The 12,279-nt window shown below is 51.8% G+C and carries 12 protein-coding genes; 5 read left to right on the top strand and 7 right to left on the bottom strand.

Going from position 1 to position 12,279, the window contains the following annotated elements:
* Window positions 1–112 precede the first annotated feature (112 nt).
* On the top strand, window positions 113–418 hold the full coding sequence (locus MWU64_RS10630) for a cytochrome c (RefSeq protein WP_247064204.1): 306 nt from the start codon (window positions 113–115) through the stop codon (window positions 416–418).
* A 92-nt stretch (window positions 419–510) separates the two neighbouring features.
* Here MWU64_RS10630 and fghA read toward each other — a convergent pair whose 3' ends face one another.
* On the bottom strand, window positions 511–1,350 hold the full coding sequence (gene fghA, locus MWU64_RS10625; protein WP_281496329.1) for an S-formylglutathione hydrolase: 840 nt from the start codon (window positions 1,348–1,350) through the stop codon (window positions 511–513).
* Window positions 1,351–1,404: 54 nt separating this feature from the next.
* Complete coding sequence (locus MWU64_RS10620) at window positions 1,405–2,532, bottom strand: S-(hydroxymethyl)glutathione dehydrogenase/class III alcohol dehydrogenase (RefSeq protein WP_247064201.1); 1,128 nt, start codon at window positions 2,530–2,532, stop codon at window positions 1,405–1,407.
* 198 nt (window positions 2,533–2,730) lie between these two features.
* Here MWU64_RS10620 and MWU64_RS10615 point away from each other — a divergent pair, with 198 nt between their 5' ends.
* The gene (locus tag MWU64_RS10615) at window positions 2,731–3,600 is read left to right on the top strand and encodes a LysR substrate-binding domain-containing protein (RefSeq protein WP_247064199.1); all 870 of its coding nucleotides are present in this window, start codon (window positions 2,731–2,733) and stop codon (window positions 3,598–3,600) included.
* Window positions 3,601–3,622: 22 nt separating this feature from the next.
* Here MWU64_RS10615 and mnmE read toward each other — a convergent pair whose 3' ends face one another.
* The 5 genes from mnmE to rpmH form a co-directional block, all read right to left on the bottom strand.
* Window positions 3,623–4,993: a tRNA uridine-5-carboxymethylaminomethyl(34) synthesis GTPase MnmE gene (gene mnmE, locus MWU64_RS10610; protein WP_247064197.1), complete on the bottom strand. Its 1,371-nt coding sequence runs from the start codon at window positions 4,991–4,993 to the stop codon at window positions 3,623–3,625.
* A 71-nt stretch (window positions 4,994–5,064) separates the two neighbouring features.
* Window positions 5,065–6,768 carry a membrane protein insertase YidC gene (gene yidC, locus MWU64_RS10605; RefSeq protein ID WP_247064195.1) on the bottom strand — a complete coding sequence of 568 codons (1,704 nt, stop codon included), beginning with the start codon at window positions 6,766–6,768 and terminating at the stop codon, window positions 5,065–5,067.
* A gap of 4 nt (window positions 6,769–6,772) precedes the next feature.
* The gene (yidD, locus tag MWU64_RS10600) at window positions 6,773–7,066 is read right to left on the bottom strand and encodes a membrane protein insertion efficiency factor YidD (protein ID WP_247064193.1); all 294 of its coding nucleotides are present in this window, start codon (window positions 7,064–7,066) and stop codon (window positions 6,773–6,775) included.
* Window positions 7,066–7,464, bottom strand: coding sequence for a ribonuclease P protein component (gene rnpA, locus MWU64_RS10595; protein WP_247064190.1), 399 nt, complete (start codon window positions 7,462–7,464; stop codon window positions 7,066–7,068). Before rnpA ends, yidD begins: the two co-directional genes overlap by 1 nt.
* 15 nt (window positions 7,465–7,479) lie before the next feature.
* Window positions 7,480–7,614 (bottom strand): 50S ribosomal protein L34, encoded by a 135-nt coding sequence (gene rpmH / locus MWU64_RS10590; protein WP_008172542.1) that lies wholly within the window; start codon window positions 7,612–7,614, stop codon window positions 7,480–7,482.
* Window positions 7,615–8,257: 643 nt separating this feature from the next.
* On the opposite strand from rpmH, the gene dnaA reads away from it, so the two are divergent.
* The 3 genes from dnaA to MWU64_RS10575 are packed head-to-tail and all read left to right on the top strand — an operon-like array spanning window position 8,258 to window position 12,181.
* On the top strand, window positions 8,258–9,733 hold the full coding sequence (gene dnaA / locus MWU64_RS10585; RefSeq protein ID WP_247064188.1) for a chromosomal replication initiator protein DnaA: 1,476 nt from the start codon (window positions 8,258–8,260) through the stop codon (window positions 9,731–9,733).
* A 54-nt stretch (window positions 9,734–9,787) separates the two neighbouring features.
* The gene (dnaN, locus tag MWU64_RS10580; protein WP_247064186.1) at window positions 9,788–10,891 is read left to right on the top strand and encodes a DNA polymerase III subunit beta; all 1,104 of its coding nucleotides are present in this window, start codon (window positions 9,788–9,790) and stop codon (window positions 10,889–10,891) included.
* A gap of 18 nt (window positions 10,892–10,909) precedes the next feature.
* Window positions 10,910–12,181 carry an AarF/ABC1/UbiB kinase family protein gene (locus tag MWU64_RS10575; RefSeq protein ID WP_247064185.1) on the top strand — a complete coding sequence of 424 codons (1,272 nt, stop codon included), beginning with the start codon at window positions 10,910–10,912 and terminating at the stop codon, window positions 12,179–12,181.
* Window positions 12,182–12,279 lie beyond the last annotated feature (98 nt).

The following is a 12,279-nucleotide window of genomic DNA, read 5'->3' as shown; positions in this document are numbered from 1 at the left end:
ATTTTTTAATGACTGATGAACGCCTGTCGATTGATAACAATATTTTTAAACGGCTTAATTCTAAGCTATTAATCTATTGTCTTACGTGGTGATTTTATTAGGAGGGGATCACATGAAAGCAATATATATAATATATATTATTATGGCGTGGGTTACGTTACCTGTTATGGCGGCCGATGCAGCGGCCGGTGCAGAAAAGATCAGTACCTGCGCGGCTTGTCACGGTATTGATGGGCAAGCGACAGCTGGTATTTATCCCAATCTTGCGGGCCAGCCGGCAGCCTATTTGGATATGGCTTTGAAAGCGTATCGTGAAGGACAGCGATCGGGTGGAATGTCAGCAGTAATGACACCCCAGGCGGTGAATTTGTCTGATGAGGATATTGCTGATATTTCTGCTTATTACAGCGAACAATAAATTTATTTTTTTAATTCGTATTTAATATAAAAATATATAAAAGCATTTTTTATACCCTCCCCCAAAAAAACTTCAGGGGGAGGGTAAATTTATCAGCCGATTAGATACTTCGCATGGAAGCGAAGGTGCTCTTCAATAAAACTGGCGATGAAGTAATAGCTGTGGTCGTACCCTTCATGCCGGTTCAGTTCCAGCGGATAGCCACTTTGTTTGGCAGCGGCTTCCAGCATTTCCGGCTTCAACTGCTCGGTCAGGAAGTTGTCCGCTTCGCCTTGGTCGACCAACGCCGGCACAAACTTGCTCGCCTTTTGCATCAGAAAGCTGGCGTCGTACTCGGCCCAGCTGGCGGTGTCTTTACCGAGGTAAGCGCCAAAGGCCTTCTTACCCCACGGGCAATTGACCGGGTTACTGATCGGGCTGAACGCCGAAACAGACTGAAAACGCTCCGGATTTCGCAATGCCAGTACCAATGCACCATGCCCGCCCATCGAGTGGCCAGAGATGGAACGCTGATCGCTCACCGGGAACATATCTTCAATCAGTGCCGGTAATTCGTTGAGCACGTAATCGTACATCCGGTAATGCTTGCTCCAGGGTTCCTGAGTCGCATTTACATAGAACCCGGCGCCCTTACCCAAGTCGTAGCCTTCATCATCGGCGACATCGTCCCCGCGGGGGCTGGTGTCCGGGGCAATAATGGCGACGCCCAGTTCGGCAGCCATGCGATGGGCACCGGCTTTCTGCATGAAGTTTTCATCGGTGCAGGTCAACCCGGACAACCAATACAGCGCTGGCACCTTTTTGCCATTGGAGGCCTGCGGCGGCAGGTAGATAGCAAACCGCATCGAACAGTTCAGGGTCTCGGAGTGATGACTGTACTGCTTGTGCCAACCACCAAAACTTTTATTACTGCTCAGATTTTCAATAGTCATTGCAACCTCTCAACAAAACGGTCGCCCGCCTGACTGGCGGGCGACCAGATTTCATTACTTGTCGAAGTGAATAACGGTACGGATGCTCTTGCCTTCGTGCATCAGATCGAACGCCTTGTTGATATCTTCCAGCCCCATGGTGTGGGTGATGAAATCGTTCAACTTGAATTCACCTTGCATGTACCGCTCAACGATGCCCGGCAGCTCGGAACGGCCCTTCACGCCACCAAAGGCAGAGCCTTTCCAGACCCGACCGGTCACCAGTTGGAACGGACGCGTGGAAATTTCCTGGCCGGCGCCCGCAACACCGATAACCACCGACTCACCCCAGCCTTTGTGGCAGCATTCCAGGGCTGAACGCATTACGTCCACGTTACCGATGCACTCGAAGGAGTAATCCACACCGCCGTCGGTCAGTTCTACGATCACTTCCTGAATCGGCTTGTCGTAATCTTTCGGGTTGATGCAGTCGGTCGCGCCCAACTGACGGGCCAGCTCAAATTTGCTCTCGTTGATGTCGATGGCAATGATGCGGCTGGCTTTAGCCATGGTGGCACCAATCACCGCCGACAGGCCGATGCCGCCCATACCGAAGATGGCCACGGTAGCGCCCTCTTCTACTTTGGCGGTGTTCATCACCGCACCCATGCCGGTGGTTACGCCACAACCGAGCAAGCACACTTCTTCCAATGGCGCTTCTTTGTTCACTTTTGCCAGAGAAATCTCGGGCAGTACGGTGTACTCGGAGAAGGTTGAGCAACCCATGTAGTGATAGATCGGCTCGCCGTTCAACGAGAAACGAGTGGTGCCGTCTGGCATCAGGCCCTTGCCCTGGGTTTCACGAATCTTCCCGCACAGGTTGGTTTTACCAGAGGTGCAGAATTTACATTCGCCGCACTCAGGGGTGTACAGCGGAATAACGTGGTCACCCACTTTCAGGCTTGTAACGCCTTCGCCTACCGACTCAACAATACCGCCGCCTTCGTGGCCGAGAATGGTCGGGAAAATGCCTTCGGGATCTTCGCCAGACAAGGTAAACGCATCGGTATGACACACACCGCTGGCGATCACCCGGATACGTACTTCGCCAGCTTGAGGCGGCATCACATCCACTTCCTCAATGGACAGAGGTTGTTTCGGGCCCCAGGCAATAGCGGCTTTAGATTTGATGGTCTGAGTCATGTTGTGTACTCCAGATTTTGTCGGGCTTCGGCAGGTTCTTCTGCCATGTTGATGGGATCATTGTATTATTATTCTTAAGATAGATAATCAACTCACTAAGCAAATCACCTTTACTGTATAGTAACAATGAACCGTATTTTGTTTGCTGGCGGCATCTTGTATCTAAGCTCACCCAAGTCGTAACGCAAGGAACTGAACATGTTTATTTGGGAAGGGGTCAGTGAGTTTGTGGCGGTCGCGGAAGCCGAAAGTTTCACCGCGGCGGCAAAACGATTGGGCATTTCAACGGCACAAGTCAGCCGTCAGGTCAGCGCACTGGAATCCCGGCTTTCGACCAAACTGCTGTATCGCACCACCCGCAAGGTTTCGGTAACGGAAGCGGGCCAGACGTATTACCAATATTGCCGGCAGGTACTGGATGGCTTGGAAGAAGCCGAGCGAGCGATGACCAACCTGCAACTTATACCCAAGGGAAAATTACGGCTGACCGCACCGGTGACCTATGGCGAGAAGGTCATTGCCCCCTTGGTGAACGATTTTATCCTGCGCTACCCGGAGTTGGAGGTGCAACTGAATCTGACGAACCAGAAGCTGGATCTGGTCGGTGGCGGTTACGATTTGGCGATTCGGCTTGGAAAACTGGAGGATTCATCCATGATGGCCAAGCGGTTGTCGTCACGAACGTTGTACGTGTGTGCCTCGCCCGCTTATTTATCCACCTACGGCGTGCCTCACTCACTATCGGAACTGGAACAACACAACTGTTTGCAAGGTAATCTGGATTACTGGCGGTTTCAGGACAGAGGCAAACCCCACAACGTCCGCATCAAAGGCAATATGAAGTGTGACAGCGGCTGGGCACTGCTGGATGCCGCTCTGAAGGGCATCGGGATCGTGCAACTACCCGACTACTACGTTCAGCCCTCATTGGCCTGTGGAAAACTTATGAGCTTGCTGGAACATTATCAAGAAGCCGACGATGGCATCTGGGCGATTTATCCACATAACCGTCACTTATCCCCAAAAGTGCGGATGCTGCTGGATTTCCTGGACGAATCGTTAAGTTAAATCCTGTGGGGCGTTGGTCGTCTCACTTGCCGATACAGAACGAGCTGAAGATTTTGCCCAGTAGCTCATCCGGCGTCAGATGCCCGGTGATTTCGCCCAGCGAGTCTTGCGCAGCTTTCAAATCTTCGGCCAACAACTCCCCGGCTCCGTAGCCTTGTAACTGGGATTGCCCTTGCACCAGTGAATCCCGGGCGCGCTCCAAAGCGTCGAGATGCCGGCGGCGCGCCAAAAAGCCACCTTCGGTGGTGCTGGCAAAACCGATACAGGCTTTCAGGTGTTCCCGCAGAATATCCAGCCCTTCCGCTTCCTTAGCCGCCAGCCGAACAACCGGCGCAACTCGCCCGGATTCGTCACGGATACCCACTTGTTCACCCGACAAATCCACTTTGTTTCGGATCACCGTAACCGGTGCATTCTTGGGTAGCTGGTCGATAAAATCCGGCCAGATTTCGTGGGGTTCGGTTTTATCCGTGGTGGTGGCATCGACCATTAGGAGAATACGGTCGGCCTGGCGGATTTCATCCCAGGCGCGGGCAATACCAATCTGCTCAACTTCGTCCGGGCTGTCGCGAAGCCCGGCGGTGTCAATGATATGCAGCGGCATGCCATCAATGTGGATATGTTCCCTGAGTACATCCCGGGTGGTGCCTTCGATCGCCGTCACGATGGCCGCTTCGCGCCCCGCCAAGGCATTGAGCAAACTGGATTTTCCGGCGTTCGGGCGACCGGCGATCACCACTTTCATGCCGTCCCGGAGAATGGTGCCCTGCTGGGCTTCCGAAAGAATCTTTTCCACACGCTGTAACAGGTCATCGAGGTCGGTGGCGACTTTGCCATCGGCCAGGAAATCGATTTCTTCTTCTGGAAAATCAATGGCCGCTTCCACATAGATGCGCAGATGAGTAACGGCTTCAACCAGGTTATCAATCTGCCGGGAAAACACCCCCTGCATGGAACGAACAGCACAGCGGGCGGCTTGTTCAGAGCTGCTTTCAATTAGGTCGGCGATGGCTTCGGCCTGAGCCAAATCGAGCTTGTCGTTCAAAAATGCTCGTTCGGAGAACTCACCGGGGCGAGCCAGTCGTGCGCCCAGATTGCAGACTTCGCGCAGCAACAGATCAAGGATCACCGTACCGCCGTGACCTTGCAGCTCGAACACATCTTCGCCAGTAAACGAATGAGGATTCGGGAAGTACAGGCCGATTCCCTCGTCGATCAGTTCACCCTGAGTATCCAGAAACGGACCAAAGTGCGCGTACCGCGGTTTGGGGTCAAACCCCAACATGGCGCGTGCAATCGCCGAGGCTTTCGGGCCGGAAACCCGGACGATACCCACCCCGGCTTGGCCTGGTGCGGTGGCAATAGCGGCGATGGTGTCGGTAGCTGGCTGCATAATTTCTTTCCTGACTAGAACTGACAAAGGCTCCGCAAGGGAGCCTTTGTCGGGTCAGAAATACTAACGAGTCAGTATTTCTTGCCGGCGGTTTCCGCTTCAATCTTGCGGGTAATGTACCACTGCTGCGAGATTGAAAGAATGTTGTTCACCAGCCAGTACAGAACCAGACCCGCCGGGAACCACAAGAAGAAGACGGTAAAGATCAGCGGCATCAGCTTCATGATCTTGGCCTGCATAGGATCGGGCGGTGTCGGGTTCAGGCTCATCTGGATGAACATGCTGGCACCCATCAGGATTGGCAAGATGAAATACGGATCCATCTGGGACAAATCCTGAATCCACAGCATGAACGGTGCGTGGCGAAGCTGAACACTCTCGAACAGTACCCAGTACAGCGAAATGAACACCGGCATCTGCACCAGAATCGGCAAACAGCCACCCAGCGGATTGATTTTCTCCCGCTTGTACAACGCCATCATTTCCTGGGACATGCGCTGGCGGTCGTCGCCATACAGTTCTTTCAAGCGGGTCAGTTGCGGTGCAACGGCACGCATTTTCGCCATTGAACGGTAGCTGGTAGCAGAAAGGTGGAAAAACACTGCTTTAACCAGAACTGTCAACAGGATAATAGCGACACCCCAGTTACCCACAAGACCGTAGAACCATTCCAGAATGATGAACAACGGCAGCGAGATGAAGAATAACCATCCGAAATCGACGGTACGGTCCAGATTCGGCGCCAAAGCCTCCAGTCGGTCGATGATTTTGGGGCCGACATAGGCGGTTGCACCCACTTCGGTGGTTTCACCCGCAGCTACGGTGGTTGCTGGGTAAACGAAGCCCATTACGTGCAAAGGTCCGCGCCGGGTTGTCTGGAACTGGGCCGGGGTTTCGGCATCGGGTACCCAAGCGGTAATGAAATAATGCTGCAAAAACGCCAACCAGCCGTTGGTGACAGATTCGTTGATGCGTGCTTCTTTGAGGTCATCGAAGTCGTATTTTTCATACGGATCTTCCGGTGTGCTCATCACCATACCCAGATAGGCTTTGATACCCATGCTGGCTTGGGAAGTAGGGTCCGGTGCCTGATCCCGAACAATTTTACCGGTGAAGTTACCCTGCCAGGCGCTGTCTGACTGGTTGTCGATTAGATAACGCACACCAATTTGGTAGCTATCACGCTTGAACTCGTAGCGTTTGGTGATTTTAACGCCGGCATCTGTGGTGAAGTTGAGATCCAGAGTCAGCTCATTGCTGCCTTCTTCGAGAACAAATTCATTGGCTGCTGCTTCGAAGACCGGGGGTTTGGCTGCGCTGCGACCGTCAGGGCCATCCCGTCCGATTAAACCACTTTCGAGGAAATAGGTGCGGTTATTGGTGTTGGACAGCAGTTTTAATGGTTGTTCACTGTTCAGTGATTCATCGTAATCGAGCAGTGAGCTTTCAACGATGTTCCCGCCGATACGATCCACTTTCAGGTTATAGACATCGGTTTTTACAGTAATGAAACGATTTCTTACATTTTCATCGGCTGCAGTAGCTACGGATGCAACGCCACCGGTTTCCGGAGTTGAAAACTCATCAGCACTGTTACTGGACGATCCACTCTCAGGTAACACCATGCTGTCTGCAGGCTGATTGCTGTTGGTCTGCGTTTCGGCCTGAACCACCTGTTCAGTTTGTGGTTGGTGATAATCTTCGTTCCAGGCTAGCACCATCAGATAACTGACAATCGCAAGACCGGCAAACAAAACGATGCGTTGAATATCCATAAACTTAGTGTCTGGTCTGAGTAGTGGATGGGAGCGTTTCTGTTGGGCTAGCTGTCATTTCAGGGGCTGTATTCCCATTCGATTCAGTGCCTGGTACCGGATCATACCCGGCATCCCCCCATGGATGACACCTCAACAAGCGTGCACCGGCTAAATAGCTGCCTTTTAGTGCTCCATGATGTTGAATAGCCTCGACGGCGTATTGTGAACAGGTAGGAGTGTGTCGGCAATGGCTAGCCATCATGGGACTGATAGCGTATTGGTAGAATCGTATCGGTAACAGCAGAAGTTGACGCATTACTCGTTGCCTTGAGCGTTAGCATCCGACTGGGTAATGGCAACCTGGCGATATTTTTTCTTCACCCTGCGCCAAATGTCGTTCAAAGAGGAACGAACATCGGGGTTTTCAAGCTTATCAAGCCCTTGCCGGCCTAAAACGATAATATCGAGGCTTGGCAAATCCTGCTGCAATCTGAATGTTTCCCTAACCTGGCGTTTTATGCGGTTTCTTTGAACGGCATGACGCAAGTTTTTCTTGGAGAAAATCAGACCGACCCTGGCGTGACCGAGGTTATTCGGGGCAGCCAGGATCAGAAAATTCCTGTGCGGAACCTTCAGCTGCACGTCATCAAAGACTTTGCCGTAATCTGCAGGCTTAAGCAGCCGAGCGGATTTTGGAAACGTCAAAGCCTTCATGAGGCAGAAATCAGCTTACGCAGACAGACGTGCGCGGCCTTTGGCACGACGACGGGAGATCACCTTACGGCCATTAGCAGTCGCCATACGGGCACGGAAGCCGTGAACACGCTTGCGCTTCAGGACGCTCGGTTGGAATGTTCTTTTCATGATGATGTTCTCACAAATCGTAAATTGAAATTTGTAACTGGCTGCAAAATAGACAGCTGAAACAGGAGCGGCATTCTAGTCAAATCTGAGGGGAAGATCAATCGAAGACTGTCTGGCTGACCAAGTTTTCTGTGTGGGTAGATACCACAACGACGAATAATAAATGTATTAGGTTCTTTTAAATTTCTTTTAAAGATTAATTATTACTGTTATTACGCACCTTGTTTTCTGTGGACAAGCCTAAAAAGCGCAATAAACCCAGATAGTTGCGTTAATGATAAGGCTTGTGACACTTGGGGTTAAGCCCTGTGGGTAAGACCAAGAGGGAATGTGAACAAGTGCACTTTCAGGATTTCGCCCGAGTTATACATCGGTCGGTGCAGAGCTTTCACACAGGGCTCTACCCCGGCTGTACACAACGTACTGTGAATAACTATTTTTTAGACAATTTCTGTACACAAGCTTGTAGATATGTCTGTAAGAGCTTGAAAGCGTAGTTTAATTGTTTCCACAGGGTGTTCATTACCTAGAAGGGTGCCCTTTTCCTAGCGTGCCGGGCGGGGTAGAATTCGGGGTCATCTTGAATAACGGGCGTGAGTTTTCCCCGTTGAGAGCACAATCGGGTAGTTGGGAGCAGGCTGTCTTGCCTAATAGTATGTGGCATCAATGTCTTGAAGTACTTCGGGATGAATTTCCCGCACAACAATTTAATACCTGGTTACGGCCTCTTCAGTCTGATCACCGTGATGGGTTGTTGATGCTGTTCGCTCCCAACCGCTTTGTTATGGATTGGGTCAATGAAAAATACCTTCGGCGTATAGAAGAAGTCTTAAAAGATCTGAACGGTGGGCAGGCGCCCAGGGTTCAGATGAAGGTTGGCTCTGCGCCTAAGCCGGATGAAACCGTGGAAAGATCGGTTCCGGAAGTGGATGAAACCGGCCATGCGGTAACTGAGGAAGAAAAGAGTGTAGCCGCGACGGCTGTGCAACGAAACCTCGAACCCAGTGAGCCGGCTACTCCACCACCAGTGCCGGCGCCAGCCTCAACCCCCACGAGCAGCCAACGCCGGTCAGTGCAGGTAGAGGGCGACATTAAACATCAGAGCTTTCTGAACGAAACCTTCACCTTTGATACCTTTGTAGAAGGTAAATCGAACCAGTTGGCCCGAGCCGCCTCCATGCAGGTGGCCGAGAATCCCGGGGGAGCCTATAACCCTCTGTTTTTGTACGGCGGCGTTGGTTTGGGTAAAACCCACCTTATGCATGCGATCGGGAACGAAATCGTTCGCCGCAACCCGAGGGCGAAAGTCGCGTACCTGCGTTCGGAACGATTTGTGGCGGATATGGTTAAAGCCCTGCAGCTGAACGCCATAAACGAGTTCAAGCGTTATTACCGTTCGGTGGATGCGCTGTTAATTGACGATATCCAGTTTTTCGCCCGTAAAGAACGCTCTCAGGAAGAGTTTTTCCACACCTTTAACGCGCTGTTGGAAGGTGGTCAGCAAGTGATCGTCACCTGTGACCGTTTCCCGAAAGAAATCGTGGATATGGAAGAGCGTCTGAAGTCCCGTTTCGGGTGGGGATTGACCGTGATGGTTGAGCCACCGGAGCTGGAAACCCGGGTGGCGATTCTGATGAAAAAGGCGGATCAGGCGAACGTAAAACTGAGTAGCGAAGCTGCGTTTTTTATCGCACAGAAAATACGCTCGAACGTTCGAGAGCTTGAAGGTGCACTGCGTTTGGTGATAGCGAATGCTCACTTTACGGGTTCGGAGATTACCCCTCCTTTTATCCGGGAAAGTCTGAAAGATCTGCTTGCTCTGCATGAGAAGCAAGTCAGTATGGACAATATTCAACGAACGGTGGCGGAGTATTACAAGATCAAAGTGTCGGATCTGTTGTCGAAGCGCCGTACCCGCACCGTCACCCGTCCTCGGCAAGTGGCGATGTTGTTGTCCAAAGAGCTGACCAATCACAGTTTGCCGGAAATCGGCGATGCCTTTGGCGGACGCGACCACACCACGGTGTTGCATGCGTGCAAGAAGATTCGAGAACTCCAGGAAACCGATCCGGGCATCCGGGAAGACTACCAAAACTTTATGAGATTACTGACCACCTGATGTGAAGGGTGGCAAGTTAATAACATTCACTTCCGATAATTGAAGCCGAGTGCCATGAAACTGACAATCAGCCGTGAATCCCTGCTCACTCCGCTGCAAAGTATTGCTGGCGTTGTGGAAAAGAAACAAACCATGCCGGTTCTGTCGAACGTGTTGTTGGAAGCGGAAGACAACACCTTGACCCTCACCGGTACCAACATGGAAGTTGAGCTGGTTGGCCGTGTTACGCCGGTGCACGTTGATCAGCCTGGCAGAATCACGGTTCCCGCGCGCAAGCTGGCCGATATTTGCCGCGCCTTGGGTGATGAAGCACCAATCGATCTGGCTCAGGAAGGCGATCGGCTGCACGTTCGTGCCGGGAATTCGCATTTCACTTTGTCTACCTTGCCGGCGGAACATTTTCCCAACGTCGAAGACGAGCCTGAAAGTTTCCGTTTGGAGCTTCCGCAAAAAGAGCTCGGCCGCATGTTGGATGCCACGGCATTTGCCATGGCCCAGCAAGACGTACGTTATTACCTGAACGGTTTGTTGTTGGAAGTGGATGCCGGTCATGTACGCACGGTTGCGACCGATGGCCATCGATTGGCGTTGGCGCACTTTGATATGGAAACTGGCTGCCAGGAACCGCGACAGGTGATCGTGCCGCGTAAAGGTATTCTGGAATTGGCGCGCTTGCTCGATGACGATGAATCACCCGTGACCTTGGTGATCGGTGATAATCATCTGCGGGCAACGGTCGGTTCTTACACCTTTACCTCGAAATTGATTGAAGGAAAGTTCCCGGACTACAACCGCGTTATTCCGCGCGGTGGTGACAAAGTGGTTTTGGCGGACCGGGCCACACTGAAAAATACTCTGCAGCGTGCTGGCATTCTTTCCCACGAAAATATTCGTGGTGTGCGTTTGAATCTAAAACCCGGGCAGCTTGAAGTCTTTGCCAACAACCCGGATCAGGAACAGGCCGAAGACGCGCTGCCTGTGGACTATCAGGGCGAATCCCTTCAGATCGGTTTTAATGTAGGCTACCTGATCGATGTGATGAATGCGCTCACTGATGCTCAGGTGAAAGTGACCTTGTCGAACCCGAACAGCAGCGCATTGATCGAAGCCGAAAACGATAACGGTTGTATGTACGTTGTCATGCCGATGCGTTTGTAATTTTTGCGGGAGGAGTGAATGGGACCAGTAGTGAATGGAATCAAAGGTGCGTTCAGGATTGGTCAAACCCTGAGCGTGCTTGGCCGTGCCGGGTTTAACTGGGTGCGGGGCGATCGCCCCCCTACCCCGAAGCTGTTGCGCCAAACCTTCGAAAATCTGGGGTCGACTTATATCAAGCTCGGCCAGTTCATTGCCAGCTCCCCCACATTCTTTCCGAAAGAATATGTTGAGGAATTCCAATTTTGCCTCGACAGTACTCCGAACCTGCCGTTCAGTGTGATCAAAAAGATCATTCGGAACGAGTTAGGCCGGCCGATTAACGAAGTGTATTCGGAAATTGATCCGGTTGCTCTGGCTTCGGCATCCATCGCACAGGTGCATGCGGCCAAACTGGTGACTGGTGAAGATGTCGTGATCAAGGTTCAGAAACCGGGTGTGGAAAACATTCTGCTGACCGATCTGAACTTCCTGTATCTTTCCGCGCGTATTCTGGAAACCCTGGCGCCCAAGTTATCCTGGACTTCCCTGTCTGGAATTGTGGATGAAATCCAGAAGACCATGATGGAAGAATGCGATTTCATCAAGGAAGCCAATAACTTGAAAGTGTTCCGGGAATTTTTGGAAAGCACCGGTAACGAAGATGCGACCGTGCCTCGGGTGTACGAACATTGCAGCAGCCGACGCATTTTAACGATGGAGCGTTTTTACGGCGTGCCGTTAACGGATCTGGAAAGCATTCGTAGTTACGCCAAAGATCCCGAACGCACGTTGATCACCGCCATGAACACCTGGTTCTCGAGCTTGACCCAATGTGAGTTTTTCCACGCGGACGTTCACGCGGGTAATCTGATGGTGTTGAAAGATGGCCGGGTTGGTTTTATCGATTTCGGTATCGTCGGTCGAATCAAACCGGACACCTGGCAAGCGGTGAGTGATTTCATTTCGGCGATTATGGTCGGCAACTTCGAAGGCATGGCCGATGCCATGATCCGGATTGGTGTTACCCACCGGGAAGTAGAAGTGCAGGATTTAGCGGCAGACCTCCAGCGTTTGTACAAACAGATGGACCGCATGGTGCCGGATGAAAGCGCTTATCTGATGGATCAAGCCGAAGACGACGTAAACCACATTTTGATGGATATGGTAAAAGTTGGCGAAAACCATGGCTTACACTTCCCTCGCGAATTCGCGCTGTTGCTGAAGCAATTCCTGTACTTCGACCGCTATGTTCATATCATGGCGCCAGAAATGGATGTGTTCATGGACGATCGCTTGACCATGCTGCATTAACGAGCGAACACGCATCGCTTCTTGTACACTAAGGCAATGCTGGGCATCAGCATTGCCTTTTGTGTTTTAAGGCCCCTAGATTTCCATCTGATATTGAG

This window comes from Marinobacter sp. S0848L (assembly GCF_023016065.1).
Lineage (GTDB): Bacteria > Pseudomonadota > Gammaproteobacteria > Pseudomonadales > Oleiphilaceae > Marinobacter.
Note: the sequence above shows the minus strand (reverse complement) of the source record. Positions and strands in the feature narration are given on the sequence as shown.